This window comes from Yersinia sp. 1652 StPb PI (assembly GCF_041538345.1).
Classification (GTDB): Bacteria; Pseudomonadota; Gammaproteobacteria; order Enterobacterales; family Enterobacteriaceae; genus Yersinia; species Yersinia enterocolitica_E.
This window is the reverse complement of record NZ_JAULSM010000002.1, coordinates 926,659-946,547: the sequence shown is the minus strand read 5'-3', so window position 1 is coordinate 946,547 and position 19,889 is coordinate 926,659. Positions and strand designations below refer to the sequence as shown.

Sequence of the window (19,889 nt, the reverse complement as noted above, 5' to 3'; positions counted from 1 at the left end):
AGAGTTCTCACGCTATAGTCATTGTTAACAATTATCTATACTCAAAGTAATTGCCGTTACAGTGAGGTAACAAGCGCATCTCGTTGAGCTTATCAAGGTTCAGAGTGAAAACAGCTAACACTGCTGCAACGTCAAGTAGGAAGGGTATTGCTGACGAAGTCTGATTTGTACCGATAATAGGGGTTTGATTATGAATAAGCTGGTCATTGCCGTAGCACTTACAGCGACAGTATTAAGTGGATGTGCCAACAACAGAACTGCGTCTGGTGATACTTTCACCGCCTCTCAGGCACGACAAGTACAGACCGTAACCTACGGCACCGTTATCTCTGCACGGCCAGTCACCATTCAGGGCGGCAGTGAAAATAATGTGGCCGGTGCCATTGGCGGTGCTGTAGTCGGGGGCTTCTTGGGTAACACTATAGGTGGTGGCCGTGGTAATAGCCTGGCAACGGCAGGTGGTGCGGTAGCCGGTGGTATGGCAGGTCAAGGCGTGCAAAGCGCCATGAACCGTAGTGAAGGTGTACAACTGGAAATTCGCCGGGATGATGGCAGCAGTATCGTCGTCGTACAGGCACAAGGGCCAACGCGTTTCAGTGCGGGTCAACGCGTCATGATTGCCAGTGATCGTAGCGGCACAGTAACAGTTTCTCCTCGCTAAATTAATCAGCCGGGGGGATCCCCCTCCGGCTATTAGCGCATTAACACAAAAAATACCCCACAATTTAGCAACAATTTTTATCGATGTAATAGGCTGTTTAGTAACACAAAAGGCATTACCTCTCGCCCCCTCCCAGATGAAAAAACTATTGATACTGATTATGATAGTCAAATATTGTGTTGCCACGAGGAATGTGTTGTGGTTAAATAGCCTCATCGGTTTGGAACACAGACCTTATGAAAGCAGTTTTAGTAAAGCAGTCCTCAGTTCAAGCGTTATCCATAGATATCCCTTCTCCGTGAGTCTCCTCCTAAGTGCCCAAATAAGTAATCCGCTGAAAAACAGACCACGTTCGCCGCACTATTGTGGCAAAAAATAATTGAAGGAAGTATCCCTATGTCTAATAAAATGACTGGTTTAGTAAAATGGTTTGACGCTGGTAAAGGTTTTGGTTTCATCACTCCTGCTGATGGTAGCAAAGATGTATTCGTACACTTCTCTGCCATCCAGAGCAATGATTTCAAAACGTTAGATGAAGGTCAAAAAGTTGAGTTCTCTATTGAGAACGGCGCTAAAGGCCCATCAGCGGTAAACGTAGTCGCTCTGTAATACAGCGTGATTAGGGGAGCAGGTTGCCGATAGCGATGACGGCCAGACCCGAGCAGTGTAACCCGCTCTCCAAATAAAGTAATAAGCAGTACCCGGTTGACAGTAACATTTATGCAAGCAGTTTTAGTAAAGCAGTTCTCCGTATTAGCGTTATCAGACAGATACCTCTTCTTCGCGAAATTCCTTCTAAGTGCCCCATAAGTTGTACCCAAGCCTATCCGTTCGCCTATGGCGGCAATCAAAAATAATTGAAGGAAGTATCTCTATGTCTAATAAAATGACTGGTTTAGTAAAATGGTTTAACGCTGATAAAGGTTTTGGTTTTATCTCTCCTGCTGACGGTAGCAAAGATGTGTTCGTTCACTTCTCTGCCATCCAGAGTAATGATTTTAAAACCTTAGATGAAGGTCAAAAAGTTGAGTTCTCTATTGAGAACGGCGCTAAAGGCCCAGCAGCGGCAAATGTTATTGCGCTGTAACAGCCAATAATAGATACCAAAACTATTGGAATAACGTACGATAGATGAAGGTGATAGCTCTGAGCCGTTACGTTATTCTGAATAAAAAGAACCCGCCTTGGTGCGGGTTTTTTTGTTGCCAAAAATAGGGCTACACTCAGAATAATATTCAATTGCCAGTAGGCAAAAAGTAATAAATCCAATAAGCAACGTTTATACATTAATCTTTACCAATAGATTTAATCTGTCCAACTTTCCTCTACTCAGGCTGCCCCTGGCTTTACCCTCTCGTCTATTAATGCAAAATTACGTTGTTTTAACAGATAAAATCCCGCGTAGGATAATTAATAAAGTAGAGTAACCGATAAATTTCTTCTGAATTGTTCGCGCCAGAATAATATATATCTCCCGCTATGCATCCTCATCCCGAACAATATAAGAATGACTTTGATCAAAATGACTACGTTATTTTGTCTATACTCTAAATAATTCAATGATTTGGATTAATGATGGCAGCCAACGCACATGCAGTTTGAAGTATGACGGATATATACAGTTATTTCATATAACCATCGCCTTAATCATCTCATTATTACCGCTTTTTCACTGGCGATGATTAACACTGCACATAAAATAGCATCAGGGTAAATAATCATGTCGATATTCAAAACACGTATAGGAAGGATGTTACTTATCCTATTTATTGGGATAGGTATCTGGTTTAGCCCAGTCCCGGAATCGGTTGATCCGCGCGCCTGGCACCTGATGGCGGTTTTTGCAGCAACGGTTATCGGCCTGATCCTGTCGCCATATCCGTTAGGAGCAATGGCGATATTCAGCCTGACAGTTGTCGCGGCTACAGGTTTGTTGAGCATCAAAGAAGTGTTAGCTGGTTTTGCTGACCCGACAATCTGGATGATAGCTTGCGCCTTCTTTATCTCACGCGGTTTTATTAAAACAGGTTTTGGCCGCCGGGTCGGTTATCTGTTTATCAGTAAGTTGGGCCACAGCTCGCTAGGTCTGGCTTATGGTTTGGTTCTAACCGATTTGCTATTCGCACCGGCGATGCCGTCTACCTCCGCCCGATGTGGTGGCATCATTACGCCGCTGTTCCGCTCAATTTCTGAAGCCTATGAATCGACACCAGAACGCGGTACCGAGCGCAAAATCGGGGCATTTCTGGTGCAATGTATCTTCCAGTGTAATGCCATTACCTGTGCGATGTTCCTGACCTCAATGGCCGGTAACCCAATGATTGGCAAACTGGCCGGTGAAATGGGGATTACCATTACCTGGACCAGTTGGGCATTGGCCGCCATCGTCCCTGGTTTAATCTCTTTGGCAGTAATCCCGTTGTTGCTGTATCGCTTCTATCCGCCAGAAATAAAGAAAACCCCGGAAATGCGCGCCCTGGCAATGGTGAAATTGAAAGAAATGGGGCCAATGAGCCGCAACGAATGGATTGTATTATCTGTTTTCGTCGGGCTGGTGACGCTGTGGGTATGTGGCGCAGCACTGAATATTGATGCCACCATGACCGCCTTTATTGGACTGGCAATTCTATTACTGAGTGGCGCACTGACCTGGGATGATGTGATTGCCGAGAAAGAAGCCTGGCATACGGTGATTTGGTTTGCGGTACTGCTAACTCTCGCCAGCCAACTGAATAAGCTGGGCTTTATTACCTGGTTTGGCTCATCAATTGCCGGTTCAGTGCAGGGGATGAACTGGGTGCCAATGATGGGAATCCTGCTGCTGGCGTACTATTACAGCCACTATATGATGGCCAGCGCCATCGCCCATATCAGTGCCATGTATGCCATTTTTGTCTCCATTGCTATTGCAGCAGGTGCTCCGCCAATGCTGACAGTATTGGTATTCGGTATGTTCAGTAACCTGTATATGGCAACTACCCACTACTCTGGCGGCCCGGCCCCTATCCTGTTTGGTTGTAACTTTATCCCACTGGCGACCTGGTGGAAGATTGGTTTCCTGATAAGTCTGGTGGTTATCCCTATCTGGCTGATTATCGGTAGCGCCTGGTGGAAAGTGCTGGGTTTCTGGTAATACATTGAAATATTAAGAATAAAAAACACCGCGTGATGACACTGGTACGGTGTTTTTTATCGGTTAATTACTGCTGTTTACGTAATTCGATACCCACATCTCCGCCAGGGTGCACCGCCAGTAGGGCCTGTTTGGTAAAACCTCTGCGTGCCATCAGGCAGGCGCAGATAGCATCAAACAGGGCTAATACCAGAACAATAGATGTGGTTGCTAACATATTCAGCGGGTCTATCTCTTGCTTCACATGCGTTTTCAGCACCAAGGCAGATACCTGCGCGATAGCCGACTGCTCGTTTTCCGTTACACTGATAATCTGCACTTGCTTGCGTTGCAGCGTTGGCAGCAACCGGGTCAGCTCATCGGAATTCCCACCACGAGAGATCAAAATGATGATGTCCTGTGACCCGAGGAAACCCAAATCGCCGTGCGCAGCATCCGTAGCATTCAGGTAAATCGCCGGTTGCTCTACGCAAGCCAGCATATGAGCAACCTTTCGTGCGGCAATACCTGATGTGCCCACCCCAGTTACCGCGATTTTGCCACGGCACCCAGCCAACATCTCCAGCACCTGCAACCACACTTGCGGATCGACATTATCCTTTAACGCCGCCAACTCGCGGCTATAAGTCATCCATGCGTCACTGGCTATCTGCCATTCATCACTCTGGCTCATCCTTCCTCCTGCATCAGTTCCTGATAGCGCATATGGTCGTGATACATCTGGTGGAACACGCGGTATTTGCGGTCGTAATAGGCTTTGATTTTGTTAGTTTGCGGTGTGACCGTTTTACCAATGCGGCTCATGGCAGCCATCGCCTCCGGCAGCGACTCAAACACACCTGCTGCGACCGTGCCCATCATGGCACTGCCGAGCAACATGGCTTCACTCTCTTCCGGCAGTAACATGGCGCAACCCGTCGCATTAGCGTGTTCTTGTACAAAGATCGGGTTTTTAGTCCCGCCGCCACTGGCCATCATAGTGTCAATGCAATAGCCGTTCTTATTCATGGTTTCGATGATATGCCGTGTTCCCAGCGCCAGCGCCTGAATGGTTGCCAAATAGCGCAACGCCATATCTTCAAAGGTGGTAGACAGTTTCAAACCAGTAATAATGCCCGTCAGATTCGGATTCGCGCGCGGTGAACGGTTACCGTGGAAGTACGGCAAAATGTGAATATCTTTGGTGAGGAAGGCGATATTCTCCGGTTCACCGGCAAGCTGGCGCAGAATATGATTTAGCGCCTCGTAAATAGTCTCACCTTTGCTTTTGGCCTGTGCCAACAGCTGTGGGTAACACGGATGTGTTTGAATAATATGGTCAATTAATGCTCCCGTCGCCGACTGCCCGCCCTCATTTAGCCAGTACTCCGGTAAAATAGCCGAATAATAGGGTCCCCAGATGCCGCCAATAAAATGCGCGGAACGGGACATCGCCATATGTGCCGTTGAGGTGCCACCAATCAGCGCAATGCGCCGATCAAAATTGGCATTTTCGCCAGTCACACCACTGGCACCGAGGATGCCAATGGTACCAGCATGGGCATCAATAATAGAGACACTGACCGCAGTGCCAGGGATCAACCCCATTTCTGATGCCGCGCGTTGGCTGAGCCCACGACCCAACGGCTCGCCCATTGGTTTAACGCTAGCGCCGATTTTCGCCGCATTGTTGTCCAGCAAATCAGCCAGCCCGACCAATTTGAAATAGGACGGGTCCCAGCGATCCTCATGGCCCAGATAGGTCCATTTACATACCGTGGAACAGAGCGAGCGAGTTTCATCTTTGGTCGCCCGCCAGGTGAGAAAATCCGGTAAATCAAACAGATGACCGACATTACTCCACGTGGTTGGCATATGCTGTTTCAACCACAGCAGTTTTGGGGTTTGCATTTCAGGTGAAATCACGCCGCCAACAAACTCCAATACCGGGTGTTTGGTGGCATTAATTCTTTCTGCCTGGGTAATGGCACGATGATCCATCCAGACAATTACATTCTGTTCGCTGCGCCCCGACGGGCTAACGGTCAACGGGTTGCCTTCTTTATCCAGCACCACCAGCGAACAGGTGGCATCGAACCCCAGCCCTTTCACTTGGATCGGGTTGATATCAGCCTGATTCACCGCATCTCGTACCGCATTACACACCGCCTGCCAGATATTATCGGAAGACTGCTCAACAAAATCCGCCTTGGGCTTAAACATGGTAATTTCACGGCTGGCCTGCCCGACCATGCGGCCCTGCAAATCGAATACTCCGGCCCTTGCGCTGCCGGTCCCTACATCTACGCCGATAAAGTAACTTGCCATTGTTGTATCCCTCAATTCTTAAGCCTTACGATTCTGTAATGCGATAAAGAGGATCAGCACCCCACCCCATAACGCCATGGTCAGGTAGCTACTCACCCCCAGCAAATTCAGGCCACTTTCCAATAGTTGCAGTACCACCAGCGCCAGGATCAAGCCGATGATGCGACCAAAGCCGCCATCCGGGTTAATACCACCCAATACCGATGCCAGAATGGTGACTAATAGATAGGATTCGCCGTAACCGGCTTTGGCCGAGTTAAATTTCGCCATCATCAGGATAGCCGCCCCCCATCCTAATATGGCTGACAGGATATAGACCGCGACCTGTACCCGATGGGTATTCACGCCACTAAAACGGCTGGCCTGCTCATTAGAGCCGACCAGATAGATGCTGCGCCCCAAGGCCGTGTGTTCCAAAAGTACCCACAACCCAGCGGAGACCAGCAAGAACAAGATCATCGCGACCGGAATACCGGCGATATCACCACTGCCAATGTATTGAATCACCGGTGGGAAATCAGAGATCACGTCACCGTTGGACAATAAAATATTCAGGCCGGTAATCAATGTCATGGTGCCCAACGTCGCCAGAATTGGCGACACCCCGACCACTGAAATCAGTAAGCCATTCAACGCACCAATCACCACCGCCACCAGCAAGCCAGCAACTAATGCCAGTAGCAGAAACAGCGGCTGATCAGGGTGGCTGACAATGATGGCAGCCATGACTAATGAGCAAGCGTTCGCTCCGGCAATAATGGATAAGTTAATACCGCCGGTCAGCATGGTCAGCCCCATCCCCAACGCCAGCATGCCTAAAATCGGCAACTGCGAGGAAATAGACTGGAAGTTACCCAAGCTGAAGAAGCGTTGTCCCAAGGTCAATGAGAAGGCCAACATCACTGCCACCAGAATCAATAATTGCAGGCGGATAATGCGGTCATCAGGAATAATTCGGTTTAGCCAGGTCATATCAGTGCTCCCTCAGCAATTTGCGTTTTTCATTCCATGCGGTGGTACTGATACTCACCAAAATGATTGCGCCGCTGAAAACCGTATGCCAGTAAGAGGAGACGCTCAGCAGCGTCAGGCCGTTTTGCAAAAATGCCAGCAACATCACGCCGAGCACGGTGCCACTGAGGGATCCACGGCCCCCCGTCATACTGGTGCCGCCCAAGACCACGGCGGCCAGCACGGTCAGCTCAAACCCCATCAATGAGTTCGGTGCCACTGACTGGGAAATCTGCGCCTGTACCACCGCCGCCACCCCCGCCAGCATGCCCATGTAGCCATAGACGTAGAGATGCAAACGCAGAATATTAATGCCCAGACGGGAAGCCGCATCTTTATTGCTGCCCATGGCAAAGATCTGCCGCCCAAGGCGGGTGTAGTTCATCAATACACCGGTGAAAATGATGGTCGCCGCCAGGCAGAACAGCGGTAGTGTCAAGCCATAGTCATAGCCGTCACTGCCGGTAAACGAGAACCAGTTAATCCCGGTCATAAACCAGTCAGGGAAGCCGTACAACCAGGTACCGTTGGTGAAATAAACCAGCAGGCCATAGAACAGATTCAGTGTGGCAATGGTGATAATTATCGCTGGGACTTTCAACCAATACACCAGCAACCCATTGATCAGCCCCAGCACTAAACCAACTGACATGGCCAGAACAAACGCTAGCGCGAAGCTGCCGCCATGGGTAATCACCCACGACGCCATGACATATTGCGCAATGGCCGTTACCGCCGGGAAGGAGATATCAATACCACCGGCAATCAGCACCACAAACAGGCCACAGGCCAGAATACCCAAAATGGCATAACTGGTGGCGACATCGGTCAGATTCCCTAAGGTCAGGAACTCCGGGCTTTTTACACTCAGTCCGATGACTAACAGTAATACCAATAGCCCAAGATAAAACTCATGTCGCCCCGTCAGTTGCCGCAGTTTTAGCTTATCCATTGACCACCTCGGCTACCTGTTGTTCGGTGCACTGATGCGGGTAAAACTCGGCCACCAGTTCACCTTTGCGCATCACTAATATCCGGTGACTGTTGTAGTAAGCCTCCGGGATCTCGTCACAAATCATCAATACCGCCATCCCCTGCTCTGCCAAAGCTTTGGCAATATGGTAAATCCCTTCTTTGTTGGCGATATCCACGCCGACGGTCGGAGAATCGAGGATCAAAATACGCGGTTGCGTCGCTACCCATTTAGCAATAGCGATGCGCTGTGCATTACCACCCGATAACGTCTTGACCGGTAGGGCGGTATCGGACACTTTGATGTTCAGATCTTGCACCAGTTTTTTCACCAGCGCTGCGGCTTTGGCATGATCCAACAATCCACTGCGGGTATGTAATTTGTCAAAAACGGACACGATGGTGTTGTCATAGATCGATTGCTCCATGATCAATCCCTGTGTCAGGCGATCTTCAGAGACATAACCGATCCCGTGGCGGATCGCATCACGGTTATTACGGAAATGCACTTGTTCACCGGCTACCCACACCTCGCCACTATCGGGTTGGGTCATGCCAAACAGGCTCAGACACAGCTCAGTACGCCCCGCCCCCAGTAAACCGGTGATCGACACTATTTCGCCCTGATGTAGGGTCAAATCGATGTTACGAAACTGCTCGCCACGACTCAGTTTTTTGATTTCCAGCAACGGCGTGGCTCCGGCCGCCAGTGGCGGCAACTGGCTGTAGGTAAAGCGCTGGCCGGTCATTAGGAACGCCAGCTCATGGCTGTCCAGTTCGCTGGCCGGCCAGGTACCAATGAGTTGGCCATCGCGCATGACACTGATTCTGTCGGCCACTTCCATCACTTCATCCAGCCGGTGGCTAACAAACACCACGCAGATACCTTGTGATTTGAGATCACGTACCACATCCAGCAAGCCTTTCACTTCCTGACTGGTTAGCGAGGCAGTAGGTTCATCCATAATCACCAAGCGGGCATCGGCAGCGATAGCGCGGCAAATCGCCACTAACTGGCGGTCAGCAATAGAGAGTTGTTCAACTTTTTTATCGGGATCAAGGGTGACACCCACTCGCTGCATGGCGGCTAACGCACGCTCACGCATACTTTTGCGCTTCACCCAAAAATCACCACCTGGCAGATAACGGTGGACGGCAATATTTTCCGAAACGGTGAGATTAGGAAATAGCGACAAGTCTTGATATATCACCTGCACGCCATAGAAGAATGAGAGTTGCGGCGTAAACTGATGGAACAGCTTGCCGTCTATCAGGATACTTGCGCCTTTCTCTGGCTGATAAACTCCTGAAATCACTTTGATAATGGTGCTCTTGCCGCAGCCGTTCTGGCCTGCCAGACAGTGCACTTCTCCTTTATTCAGTGTGAGATTCACCTGATCCAGCGCCAGCACGCCGGGGAATCGCTTACTGATATTTTCAAGAGTGATAAATGCGTTGGCCTGAGTCATGACAATACCTTCCCTAACGCCATAAACATGGCGCTATTTTTACAGCAATTCGGTGATGATGGTGAGGGCTGCGGGGATACTCTCCCGCTGCCTGATTTACTGCCAAGCACGGCTCGTTAGCCGGTAATTCCCTGGTGTGGCGTCTGAAAATCAGAAACCTAATGTTTTCGCATTATCTTTAGTGACTTCAAGGATCTTGTTGAAACGGATCACTCCTTTCTCGCTATCCACATCGGCTTTACCCAAGCCTTCGATGGTCAAGTCTGGCGTGATTTTTTGGCCTTTCAGTAATTGATCTGCAATCTGCACCACAGCAAAACCGGCGTCTTTTGGATCCCACAACAGGGCTTTTTTGATATCACCACGCATCAGATATGGCGCTGCCTGTGCTGGCATGGCGATACCCACTACTGCGATTTGATCTTTCGCGCGTTTCTTAGCCACTGCTTGACCGGCACCGATTGGCCCCAGTGAACCAAAACCAATGATCCCTTTCATTTTCGGATAGGTTTTCATCAGATCCAGAGTGGTGGAGTAAGACTTATCAATGTTCTCAGCCACTGGCAGGCGTGGAGTAACTTCGAACATATCGGGGTATTTTTCTTTCTGGTATTTGATAGCATAATCCGCCCAAGCGTTATGCAATGGCACAGTCAGGGAACCCACATAAATCGCATAACCCCCTTTGCCCCCCATGGCTTTCGCCAGTTCGTCCATGTTGGCCTGAGCATATTTTTCACTATCGATGGTCTCAACATCCCACTGCCCGATACGTTGATCAGGAGATTCGTGAGTTAACACCACAATGCCTTTCTCTTGCGCTTTTTTCAGTACTGGTTCCAGCACTTTGGCATCGTTCGGCACCACAATGATGGCATCTACATTTTTGGCAATAAGGTCTTCAATGACTTTAACTTGTTGCGCCGGGTCTGGCGTGGCAGGCCCAACCTGATAAGCATTAACATCCAGTTTTTTTGCTGCTTCATTTACGCCAACTTCCATACGGGTAAACCAAGGAATACCGGTAACTTTCGCGACAACAGCAATTTCATATTTTTTCTCTGCCATCGTTTGCGTAGTGAACAGCATGCATGCGGAAACGACACATGCATTCAGTAATGCGAGATTAAGTTTCATAGCAATACCTTCTTGTTTTCTTTCAGATAACGGGTTGGTTGCGAGGTGAGAAGCCCGTAGTGTGACACCGTGACTGTTTTATTTTCATGTGACTGCTTTTCACACACATGAGATTAACAAAGGAACACAATAGGCTGCGCGACGAGTCAGAGTGAATTGTGATGAAAGCCCAAAAAGGTAAAATTTAATGATTTATTATGTTAATAATTGGTTAATTAAATATAAGAAAGAATAAATGTGATCAAATACAAAGGTAATAAATACAAATAAACATCAAATTAATAACATTAAAAACACAAATTGAATTTACAACTCCCTCTGTGGCACGTCAATAACCCCAAAATAGAACAACGGTAACAATAATTAATCGAAATTGAGATGAGTCTCCCATTTTCCAGCCAGTTGGCTTATTTCTCCTCGATTCTAAGGCACCATTTTCTGCGATATGCCGAACAGTAACGCAGTTTATATCGCGATAATTCCGCCAGCACATCTGGCGTTGATCTTTTTCTTTCATTTATCGCGAATATGGTATAATCCTCTGAAAGCCCCCATCGCTTATAGATAGCCTGCCTTCATGACCATCCCCTACGCGACCCCGCTTTTAATGTAAAAATTATGTCAATTGTCGTATTCACCAAAACAATAGTTGACCACCGGTGTCTGAAGAAATGTATCGCTATCGAGTTACATCCATATGCGTTACAAACCCGCACTTAACGCATAACGATAGAGTTCATATGATAAAGCCGCAGAAATTCCATATCTCACTGCTCCACCCGCGCTACTGGCTGACCTGGTTTGGCCTGGGGGTATTATTTCTGTTAGTCCAACTCCCCTACCCGCTGTTAAACAAGTTAGGAATTTGGTTGGGGCGTACCTCAATGCGCTTCCTGAAACGGCGGGTATCTATCGCCCGGCGCAATCTGGAGCTTTGTTTCCCTGATATGGATAAGCAGACTCTTGAACGGACTATCGTCGGTAATTTTGAATCCTTAGGCATGGGGTTGCTGGAAACCGGCATGGCCTGGTTTTGGCCCGATGCGCGCATTAAGCGCTGGTTTACCGTGACGGGTCTGGATAACCTGAAAAAAGCGCAGCAAGGACAGCGCGGCGTACTGGTGATTGGCGTCCATTTTATGTCGCTGGAACTTGGCGGCCGCGTAATGGGGCAATGCCAGCCAATGATGGCGATGTATCGCCCGCATAACAATAAAGTGATGGAATTGGTGCAGACCTGGGGCCGTATGCGCTCGAATAAGGCCATGCTGGACCGTAAAGATCTTCGTGGCATGGTGCAGGCATTGAAAAAAGGTGAAGCTGTGTGGTTTGCACCGGATCAGGATTACGGCCCACGTGGCAGTGTGTTTGCACCACTGTTCGCCGTCAATCAGGCCGCGACCACCAGTGGCACTTTTATGTTGGCCCGGCTAGCCAAACCGGCACTGTTGCCATTGGTTTTACTGCGTAAAACAGATGGTAGCGGCTATGACTTGCTGATCCAGCCGGCATTAGAAGACTATCCGCTTGATGATGAGATAGCGGCCGCCAGCTATATGAACAAAGTTATCGAAAAAGAGATCATGCGCGCACCTGAGCAATATCTGTGGCTACACCGCCGCTTTAAAACCCGCCCAGCCGGTGCACCATCGCTGTATTAAGCATCAACAAGATCTGTCATAAAAACCCGGCCTATGTCGGGTTTTTTATTAGCTAACATCCACTCAATATCGCGAAGCTATAACTGCGCTTCAGCTTCATCGGGATCATCTATCGCATCGTCTGGTGTGATAAGCGCACGCCCCGGCAACGTTTTGCATGCAGGCCCACCGGTAGGGGGGGCTGTAGTGGGATAACTCTCCTGCGGCGAGACATAAACTGGCGTGGTTGCCACGAAGCCATCACTGAATGTGGCCTCGATAAAGGTCGCCTGCCAACCGGTAGCTGGCGTGCTAAGTGCAACTTCAAGGGTATTACCCGGGGCCACGGCCAACGGAAATGCGCTATATCTTATATCGCACGCATAGCGGAAATCGCGAGCATCGGGGTTAGCTGCGGTCCATAACAGCACCTTTTCTGGCGTCTCTGACAGACTAACCGTGACGGTTTGCACCTTATCTTTCATTGCCAGAGTGGTATTCAACTGCGGCATCGGTGTGGCTTGCCGTAAACGGTTAACAAAGGTGATCAACGACTGTTCGCTAAATGCTTTAATACCAGAGTGACTGGAGTTAGGTACAACCCGCAACGTTTTATCACCGGGTAATTTGTCATAATAAAAATCCGTATTATCAGGCACGTAGAAATCATCACCACTGGCATTAATAATGTATTTCGCAATACTGAGCCGGGGTTGATACTCACTCGTCAGGTACTGTAGGGGATCCATAATCTGCATCAGTTTGGCAAAGCCGGGGGTACTCAGTTTCTTATCAATCTCTTCCTGATAGTAGGGGGTGAAGGCTATAGGCCAGTTGCCACCATAAGATTGATACATATGTTCCAATGCGGCGCGGGTATCCAGCAGATCAATCACAAAAGGCACAATAGCCTCCACACGTGAATCCGCAATTGCCGTCAGCCAACTGGTCCAGCCACGCTTGGATAAACCGGTGACAATAAAACTGTCTAAGGCTTTTTCCGGTAAGGCTTGCTGTGCCATGGTCATCGCCTGAGAAATCGCCGCCACCATCGGGACATGTAGCGGTAATATTGAACGGGCTTCTGGGGCATCTATAAATAAAGTCCAACTACGCGCAACACTATAATCTTCCTTACGCGGATTCCCATCTTGTTGATATTCAAGGTACTGATTGGGAATGGTGCTAATGGCAATCACCACCGTGTCAGTTGAGCGGGCAATATTTTGCAAGGTCTCGATAGCAAAATCGCCAGGACCGGAGGGAGGAATGGTTTCAGTACCATAGTTGGTACCATTATTGATGACCACCAGCGCCTTGGTGGACGTGCTATTTTCGGGAATAAAGATCTCCACTTCATGCTGCCATGCAGCAGGGGAGACTAAGCTCTCCGGCGACCAATTCTGCGAGGTCAGTTGGTAACGGCGCCACTCCAACCCCGGCAGGTTTTCCTGACTGAGCAAGTTATAGATAAGGGGTTCTGCGGCCAGCTTTTCTCTGTAACAAGACAGAACCTGAGTAAAATCGGTATCACTGCATTTTGCAGTTTCAACATTCACCTGTGCCAGACAACTGGCGGTAAACAGCAATGGCAGCCCGCACATCAGGGCGGTTAAATAACGAGGCATAATCCCTATCCTTCTCTCTAATGTGTTTACGTTAAAACACTCCCAAGAGGATTAGATAACGGATCAGAGATTTAAAAAATCCGAATTTCACCTGTCTATGCCGCTTTTTATGTTATTACATTGACGAAATGTATACCTCAGTCTGGTTCAATTACTCTTATCTCTCGTTCATCGCTGTATATAAGAATTTTCTGCACTAAAAAGTATCAATCCGCCGTTAAATGCGCCATTTAAGTGCATCCTACCCGGTCAGAAATTACCTACAAAGAGTTAACGCTAAGTAATTACTCATATCATCAATGAAATGCAACTCTGGCATCCCATTTGCTAATACCAAACTGGCTACACGCCAACAGACAGCGACGGTGCATCACTGGTGCGCTACAAAATTAAAATAGGCTCGACTTTGCCTCACAGGACGCTTTCATGAAGAAAATAATGATTTCAACACTGGTTGCCGCCGCCTCATTAGTGGCATTAGCGGGTCAGGCCCACGCGGGCACTACTTTGGATGCGGTGAAGAAAAAAGGTTTTGTACAATGTGGTATCAGTGATGGGTTGCCCGGTTTCTCCTATGCAGATGCCAGCGGCAAGTTCTCTGGTCTGGATGTCGATGTCTGCCGTGGCGTAGCTGCTGCCATTTTTGGTGATGCAGAAAAAGTAAAATACACCCCGCTTACCGCAAAAGAGCGTTTTACCGCCCTGCAATCGGGTGAAGTTGATATTTTGTCACGTAACACCACCTGGACTTCATCCCGTGATGCTGGCATGGGGATGTTATTTACCGGAGTGAACTATTACGACGGTATCGGCTTCCTGACCCACAATAAAGCGGGGCTGAAAAGCGCCAAAGAGCTGGACGGGGCGACGGTGTGTATTCAGGCCGGTACAGATACTGAGTTGAACGTCGCTGATTACTTTAAAGCCAATAAAATGCAATACACTCCAGTTACCTTCGACCGTTCTGACGAAAGTGCCAAGGCATTGGATTCCGGGCGCTGTGACACATTGGCCTCTGACCAATCACAACTGTACGCACTGCGTATCAAATTAGGTAAACCAGACGAATTTATCGTATTACCGGAAGTTATCTCTAAAGAACCACTGGGACCGGTTGTGCGCCGGGGTGATGAGGACTGGTTCGCCATCGTGCGCTGGACACTGTTTGCCATGTTAAATGCTGAAGAGATGGGTGTGACGTCGAAAAACGTCGAAGCACTGGCAGCAAAACCAACCACACCGGATATGGCCCATCTGTTAGGTCAGGAAGGCAACTATGGTAAAGATCTGAAAGTGCCTAACGATTGGGTGGTTAAAATCGTGAAACAAGTGGGTAACTACGGCGAAAGCTTCGACCGTAACGTCGGTTTGGGCAGTGAGCTGAAAATAAAACGCGGCCAGAATGCGCTGTGGAACAATGGCGGTCTCCAGTACGCGCCTCCGGTTCGCTGATTACTGATTACCTCTCCGGCAGGCCCGTCCTGCCGGATGTATTATCCAGACCGAGGCCCACACTATGTCACAACGCCCAACCGTCAAAGGTGCCTTTTCGCTGACCAATCCAGCGGTACGCGCCTGGTTGTATCAAATTATCGCGCTATTGATACTGATCGGATGCGGTGCGTATCTTTTCCATAACACCATTACCAACCTGTCGACCCGGGGCATCACCTCCGGCTTTGCTTTCCTGAATAACAGCGCCGGTTTTGGTATTGTTCAGCATCTTATCGATTATGAGCAAGGTGATACCTACGGCCGGGTGTTTTTGGTCGGGTTATTCAATACCTTGCTGGTATCAGTATTATGTATTTTCTTTGCGTCGATCCTCGGGTTCTTCCTTGGGCTGGCGCGTTTATCTGATAACTGGCTGTTACGCAAACTGTCCACTATCTATATCGAGACATTCCGTAATATCCCGCCCTTGCTGCAAATCTTCTTCTGGTATTTCGCGGTATTACGCAATCTACCGGGGCCACGACAGAGTCTGGATGCCTTCGGTGTGGCTTTTCTCAGCAACCGTGGCTTGTATCTGCCATCACCGGAGTTTGCTGCCGGTTTTATACCCGCCATACTCGCTGTGCTGCTGGCCGTTGTTATCACCGTGGCGCTGTATCGCTATAACCATTTCCGTCAGTTACATACCGGTCAGTTTCACCGCACCTGGCCGATGGCCTTACTACTGTTGATGGCTCTACCAGCAGCGGCCCATTTTCTGTATGGCTCGGCACTGCATTGGGATCTACCGCAGTTACGCGGCTTTAACTTTAAAGGTGGCCTGGTTCTTATCCCTGAATTGGCGGCCTTGACCTTGGCACTGTCGGTTTATACCTCGACCTTTATTGCTGAGGTGATTCGTTCAGGCATTCAGTCCGTGCCCTATGGTCAGCATGAAGCAGCCCGTTCACTGGCGCTGCCCAACACCGTCACCTTGCGTCAGGTTATTCTGCCACAGGCGTTACGGGTCATCATTCCACCACTCACCAGTCAATACCTGAACATCGTCAAAAACTCCTCACTGGCAGCCGCTATCGGCTATCCAGATATGGTGTCGTTGTTTGCCGGCACAGTGCTGAACCAGACTGGTCAGGCGATAGAAACCATCGCCATTACCATGTCAGTCTATTTGGTTATCAGCCTATCCATTTCATTTTTAATGAATCTCTACAACCGGCGGATCGCGCTGGTAGAGCGCTAAGGGAAGCGAATGACGATGACACTAACCCGTGAACCACCCAGCACAGTACGGCCGGGCAACCCGTTAAGCCGGATGGTGTTTTGGGCAAGAAAGAATTTGTTTTCCAGTTGGACTAATAGTCTGCTGACGCTGCTGTGCCTGTGGCTGATGTGGCAATTGATCCCGCCATTACTGAATTGGACTATTTTTAACGCCAACTGGCTAGGTACATCGCGCACTGATTGTACCCGTGAGGGTGCCTGCTGGGTGTTTATTCATGCGCGCTTTGGCCAATTTATGTATGGCCTTTATCCCATTGAGCAGCGCTGGCGCATCAACACCACCTTGCTCATCGGATTGCTGACGCTCATTCCATTGTTCTGGCGCGCTATGCCACATCGAGGCCGCTATTTGGCGGTGTGGATGGTGGCGTACCCACTGCTGGTGTGGTTGATGTTATATGGCGGTTTCCTCGGGTTAACCCGGGTTGAGACCCGCCAGTGGGGCGGCCTGACACTGACGCTGATCATTGCCGCAGTAGGTATTGCCGGTGCGCTACCGCTGGGGATTTTATTGGCCTTGGCCCGCCGTTCGAGTATGCCAGTGGTGCGTATTCTGTCAGTGGTATTTATCGAGTTCTGGCGCGGGGTGCCGCTAATCACCGTGCTGTTTATGTCCTCGGTGATGTTGCCACTGTTTATGACCGAAGGCACCAGCATCGACAAACTGATCCGTGCCTTGGTCGGGGTGGTATTGTTCCAATCGGCCTATGTGGCAGAAGTGGTGCGCGGCGGGTTACAGGCCTTGCCCAGAGGACAGACCGAAGCCGCCGAGTCACTGGGGCTGGGCTATTGGAAAACTCAAGGGCTGGTTATTTTGCCACAAGCCTTGAAGATGGTGATCCCCGGGTTGGTAAACACCATTATCGCCCTGTTTAAAGATACCAGTCTGGTTATCATCATTGGTCTGTTTGATTTGTTCAGCAGCGTGCAACAAGCCACCGTCGACCCTGCCTGGTTGGGGATGTCGACCGAAGGCTATGTCTTTGCCGCCGCTGTCTATTGGATTTTCTGTTTCAGCATGTCGCGCTACAGCCAGCATCTGGAAAAGCGCTTTCACACCGGACGTTCCGCACATTGAGGCATAACATGAGCGACAATCAGCCAACTCCAGGTGATAAAATGATGATTACGCTGGAAAACGTCAATAAGTGGTACGGGCAGTTCCACGTATTGAAAGATATCAATTTACATGTGCGCCCTGGCGAACGCATCGTACTTTGCGGTCCTTCTGGCTCAGGTAAATCTACCACTATCCGCTGCATCAACCATCTGGAAGAGCATCAGCAGGGGAAAATCATGGTGGATGGCATCGAACTTAACGATGACCTGCGCAATATTGAACGGGTACGTACCGAGGTCGGCATGGTGTTCCAACACTTCAATCTGTTCCCGCACTTAACGGTGATGCAAAACTGCACGCTGGCGCCAAGCTGGGTACGTAAGATGCCAAAGAAAGAGGCCGACGAATTGGCAATGCATTATTTAGAACGAGTGCGGATTGCAGAGCACGCCCATAAGTTCCCCGGCCAACTTTCCGGTGGCCAGCAGCAGCGGGTGGCAATCGCCCGTTCGCTGTGTATGAAACCCAAAATCATGCTATTTGATGAACCAACCTCGGCGCTGGACCCTGAGATGGTGAAAGAAGTGCTGGATACCATGATCAGTCTGGCAAATGAAGGCATGACCATGTTGTGTGTAACCCACGAGATGGGTTTTGCCCGTACCGTTGCCGATCGGGTTATTTTTATGGACCGTGGGGAGATAGTGGAACAAGCACCACCCGCCGAATTCTTTTCTAACCCGAAATCAGAGCGCACCCAGGCGTTTCTGGCGCAGGTTATTCATTAACTGATTCATTACTTTGGGTTTTCCATTGCGTACTTGCGGGTGAGGGTGTCCTCACCCTTTTTTGCCTTACTCTGCCACAATATCGTCAAACAGGATTCGGTCACGAATGATATGCGATTGCGGACACAAGAATATGAACTCGACATCTGTTTTCGCTGCCAGTTGATGCGCGGTATTAGGGTAGATGCAAAATACAGAACCTTTAGCAAAAACATCTGCACGCTTATTTTTTAATTCTCCATCAATGACATCTGCAGTCCAGATAGCACCCTCACCCGAGAGAATAATATACCACTCCTCATCTTGGGCATGACTGTGGCAACTCACACGCTTGCCTTGCTCAACGCGAGTTCCATAAGCCTGCAAACCTTCTTTCTTAAACATTTCTGCAATTGAGATCCCAACGACTGGATCTTCTATAGCATTATCATAATTAAAACAGGATATATTTATCATGTAACACTTCCTTGTGGAAAATAGAGTAAATAATAAACTAGACGGTAAAGGATAATCATTATTTAATAATTTAACAACCCCCAGCAATAATGACACACGTCCAATTATTAAATAGTAAATTAATTAAATGGTGAAACAATGAAAACTAATTTATCAGAATCACTTAACGTTTTAATTCGCTTTTGGGCACAGAGTTCAGAGCCTTGGGGAGTGAAAGATAATAATTCAATATTTATTTATGCAAATAAAAAATACCATGAATTATTATCCTTACCGGATAAATTCAACGTAGAAGGACGACTCGATGGCGAGCTCCCGGCATCAACATCGGAGTTTCAAAATGAATTTCAACAACATGACCGTAAGGTAGAGTTATTGCAAGATCGTATAACGTCAGTTGAAATACATGCATTTGAGGGGCACCCCTATTTTCAACCTTGGTTTTTTGATAAATATCCATTAATTGATGAAAATGGCGTATCCGTAGGAACTATTTTTCATGGTCGAGCGGTAGATAATATGATACTAACTCATTTAAATAAAATAAAAACACCAATATCCCTTGTGTTCACACCACCATCTGACTTATTTTCCAAAAGAGAGTGGGAAGTGTTATTTTATCTTCTACATTCATTTTCCCATAAAGATATTGCCAGAAAAATTCATCTATCCCCCAGAACCATCAGTAATATTATCCAAAGTCTCTATAGGAAAACGGGGGTTTCCAGCAAACGGCAAATCATAGAGTACTGCCATGAGAAAAATATCAATAATTATATTCCCCAAAGCTTCTTTGAATACACAGGTTCATTTCCATCAATATAAACATAAAACCAATATCGGGTGGCTCCCCCTTGGGCGTTGCTATTATATTTTATTGATTAGTGTGGG

The 19,889-nt window shown here is 48.5% G+C and carries 18 protein-coding genes; 10 read left to right on the top strand and 8 right to left on the bottom strand.

Going from position 1 to position 19,889, the window contains the following annotated elements:
• Positions 1–190: 190 nt before the first annotated feature.
• The 4 genes from Q2T71_RS20820 (at position 191) to Q2T71_RS20805 (ending at position 3,794) form a co-directional block, all read left to right on the top strand.
• Positions 191–661, top strand: a complete 471-nt coding sequence (locus Q2T71_RS20820) for a glycine zipper 2TM domain-containing protein (RefSeq protein WP_083162175.1) — start codon at positions 191–193, stop codon at positions 659–661.
• Positions 662–1,057: 396 nt separating this feature from the next.
• Positions 1,058–1,270 (top strand): RNA chaperone/antiterminator CspA, encoded by a 213-nt coding sequence (gene cspA / locus Q2T71_RS20815; protein WP_005163090.1) that lies wholly within the window; start codon positions 1,058–1,060, stop codon positions 1,268–1,270.
• 265 nt (positions 1,271–1,535) lie between these two features.
• Entirely contained in the window at positions 1,536–1,748 is a 213-nt protein-coding gene (gene cspG / locus Q2T71_RS20810; RefSeq protein ID WP_032907660.1) for a cold shock protein CspG, read from the top strand.
• A gap of 633 nt (positions 1,749–2,381) precedes the next feature.
• Complete coding sequence (locus Q2T71_RS20805; RefSeq protein ID WP_042568990.1) at positions 2,382–3,794, top strand: anion permease; 1,413 nt, start codon at positions 2,382–2,384, stop codon at positions 3,792–3,794.
• 67 nt (positions 3,795–3,861) lie between these two features.
• Here Q2T71_RS20805 and Q2T71_RS20800 read toward each other — a convergent pair whose 3' ends face one another.
• From Q2T71_RS20800 to Q2T71_RS20775, 6 genes are all read right to left on the bottom strand, one after another.
• On the bottom strand, positions 3,862–4,467 hold the full coding sequence (locus Q2T71_RS20800; RefSeq protein ID WP_083162165.1) for an SIS domain-containing protein: 606 nt from the start codon (positions 4,465–4,467) through the stop codon (positions 3,862–3,864).
• Positions 4,464–6,101 (bottom strand): FGGY-family carbohydrate kinase, encoded by a 1,638-nt coding sequence (locus tag Q2T71_RS20795; protein ID WP_372560385.1) that lies wholly within the window; start codon positions 6,099–6,101, stop codon positions 4,464–4,466. Before Q2T71_RS20795 ends, Q2T71_RS20800 begins: the two co-directional genes overlap by 4 nt.
• 18 nt (positions 6,102–6,119) lie before the next feature.
• Positions 6,120–7,073, bottom strand: coding sequence for an ABC transporter permease (locus Q2T71_RS20790; protein WP_372560384.1), 954 nt, complete (start codon positions 7,071–7,073; stop codon positions 6,120–6,122).
• Position 7,074: 1 nt separating this feature from the next.
• Entirely contained in the window at positions 7,075–8,064 is a 990-nt protein-coding gene (locus Q2T71_RS20785) for an ABC transporter permease (protein ID WP_032907665.1), read from the bottom strand.
• A complete protein-coding gene (locus Q2T71_RS20780) occupies positions 8,057–9,553 on the bottom strand; it encodes a sugar ABC transporter ATP-binding protein (RefSeq protein WP_372560383.1) in 1,497 nt (498 codons plus the stop codon). The genes Q2T71_RS20785 and Q2T71_RS20780 overlap by 8 nt, the downstream gene beginning before the upstream one ends.
• A 150-nt stretch (positions 9,554–9,703) precedes the next feature.
• Positions 9,704–10,690 (bottom strand): autoinducer 2 ABC transporter substrate-binding protein, encoded by a 987-nt coding sequence (locus Q2T71_RS20775; RefSeq protein ID WP_005191421.1) that lies wholly within the window; start codon positions 10,688–10,690, stop codon positions 9,704–9,706.
• A gap of 740 nt (positions 10,691–11,430) precedes the next feature.
• Here Q2T71_RS20775 and lpxP point away from each other — a divergent pair.
• Entirely contained in the window at positions 11,431–12,351 is a 921-nt protein-coding gene (gene lpxP, locus Q2T71_RS20770; RefSeq protein WP_083162159.1) for a kdo(2)-lipid IV(A) palmitoleoyltransferase, read from the top strand.
• Positions 12,352–12,428: 77 nt separating this feature from the next.
• Here lpxP and Q2T71_RS20765 read toward each other — a convergent pair whose 3' ends face one another.
• Positions 12,429–13,958, bottom strand: a complete 1,530-nt coding sequence (locus tag Q2T71_RS20765) for a PhoPQ-activated pathogenicity-related family protein (RefSeq protein WP_372560382.1) — start codon at positions 13,956–13,958, stop codon at positions 12,429–12,431.
• Between the two features lie 426 nt (positions 13,959–14,384).
• Between Q2T71_RS20765 and Q2T71_RS20760 the strand changes: the two genes are divergently transcribed.
• From Q2T71_RS20760 to Q2T71_RS20745, 4 genes are all read left to right on the top strand, one after another.
• Positions 14,385–15,410, top strand: a complete 1,026-nt coding sequence (locus Q2T71_RS20760) for an amino acid ABC transporter substrate-binding protein (protein ID WP_083162157.1) — start codon at positions 14,385–14,387, stop codon at positions 15,408–15,410.
• 64 nt (positions 15,411–15,474) lie between these two features.
• Positions 15,475–16,653, top strand: coding sequence for an amino acid ABC transporter permease (locus tag Q2T71_RS20755; protein WP_372560381.1), 1,179 nt, complete (start codon positions 15,475–15,477; stop codon positions 16,651–16,653).
• 15 nt (positions 16,654–16,668) lie between these two features.
• Entirely contained in the window at positions 16,669–17,772 is a 1,104-nt protein-coding gene (locus tag Q2T71_RS20750) for an amino acid ABC transporter permease (RefSeq protein WP_372560693.1), read from the top strand.
• 8 nt (positions 17,773–17,780) lie between these two features.
• On the top strand, positions 17,781–18,542 hold the full coding sequence (locus Q2T71_RS20745) for an amino acid ABC transporter ATP-binding protein (RefSeq protein WP_042568985.1): 762 nt from the start codon (positions 17,781–17,783) through the stop codon (positions 18,540–18,542).
• 66 nt (positions 18,543–18,608) lie between these two features.
• Here Q2T71_RS20745 and Q2T71_RS20740 read toward each other — a convergent pair whose 3' ends face one another.
• On the bottom strand, positions 18,609–18,998 hold the full coding sequence (locus Q2T71_RS20740) for a cupin domain-containing protein (protein ID WP_372560380.1): 390 nt from the start codon (positions 18,996–18,998) through the stop codon (positions 18,609–18,611).
• Positions 18,999–19,136: 138 nt separating this feature from the next.
• Between Q2T71_RS20740 and Q2T71_RS20735 the strand changes: the two genes are divergently transcribed.
• Positions 19,137–19,823 carry a helix-turn-helix transcriptional regulator gene (locus Q2T71_RS20735; protein WP_372560379.1) on the top strand — a complete coding sequence of 229 codons (687 nt, stop codon included), beginning with the start codon at positions 19,137–19,139 and terminating at the stop codon, positions 19,821–19,823.
• The last annotated feature ends 66 nt before the right edge of the window (positions 19,824–19,889 follow it).

Coding starts and splice junctions, on each gene's coding strand:
- Q2T71_RS20820 (WP_083162175.1), top strand. CDS start 191: ATGAATAAGCTGGTCATTGCCGTAGCACTTACAGCGACAGTATTAAGT.
- cspA (WP_005163090.1), top strand. CDS start 1,058: ATGTCTAATAAAATGACTGGTTTAGTAAAATGGTTTGACGCTGGTAAA.
- cspG (WP_032907660.1), top strand. CDS start 1,536: ATGTCTAATAAAATGACTGGTTTAGTAAAATGGTTTAACGCTGATAAA.
- Q2T71_RS20805 (WP_042568990.1), top strand. CDS start 2,382: ATGTCGATATTCAAAACACGTATAGGAAGGATGTTACTTATCCTATTT.
- Q2T71_RS20800 (WP_083162165.1), bottom strand. CDS start 4,467: ATGAGCCAGAGTGATGAATGGCAGATAGCCAGTGACGCATGGATGACT.
- Q2T71_RS20795 (WP_372560385.1), bottom strand. CDS start 6,101: ATGGCAAGTTACTTTATCGGCGTAGATGTAGGGACCGGCAGCGCAAGG.
- Q2T71_RS20790 (WP_372560384.1), bottom strand. CDS start 7,073: ATGACCTGGCTAAACCGAATTATTCCTGATGACCGCATTATCCGCCTG.
- Q2T71_RS20785 (WP_032907665.1), bottom strand. CDS start 8,064: ATGGATAAGCTAAAACTGCGGCAACTGACGGGGCGACATGAGTTTTAT.
- Q2T71_RS20780 (WP_372560383.1), bottom strand. CDS start 9,553: ATGACTCAGGCCAACGCATTTATCACTCTTGAAAATATCAGTAAGCGA.
- Q2T71_RS20775 (WP_005191421.1), bottom strand. CDS start 10,690: ATGAAACTTAATCTCGCATTACTGAATGCATGTGTCGTTTCCGCATGC.
- lpxP (WP_083162159.1), top strand. CDS start 11,431: ATGATAAAGCCGCAGAAATTCCATATCTCACTGCTCCACCCGCGCTAC.
- Q2T71_RS20765 (WP_372560382.1), bottom strand. CDS start 13,958: ATGCCTCGTTATTTAACCGCCCTGATGTGCGGGCTGCCATTGCTGTTT.
- Q2T71_RS20760 (WP_083162157.1), top strand. CDS start 14,385: ATGAAGAAAATAATGATTTCAACACTGGTTGCCGCCGCCTCATTAGTG.
- Q2T71_RS20755 (WP_372560381.1), top strand. CDS start 15,475: ATGTCACAACGCCCAACCGTCAAAGGTGCCTTTTCGCTGACCAATCCA.
- Q2T71_RS20750 (WP_372560693.1), top strand. CDS start 16,669: ATGACACTAACCCGTGAACCACCCAGCACAGTACGGCCGGGCAACCCG.
- Q2T71_RS20745 (WP_042568985.1), top strand. CDS start 17,781: ATGAGCGACAATCAGCCAACTCCAGGTGATAAAATGATGATTACGCTG.
- Q2T71_RS20740 (WP_372560380.1), bottom strand. CDS start 18,998: ATGATAAATATATCCTGTTTTAATTATGATAATGCTATAGAAGATCCA.
- Q2T71_RS20735 (WP_372560379.1), top strand. CDS start 19,137: ATGAAAACTAATTTATCAGAATCACTTAACGTTTTAATTCGCTTTTGG.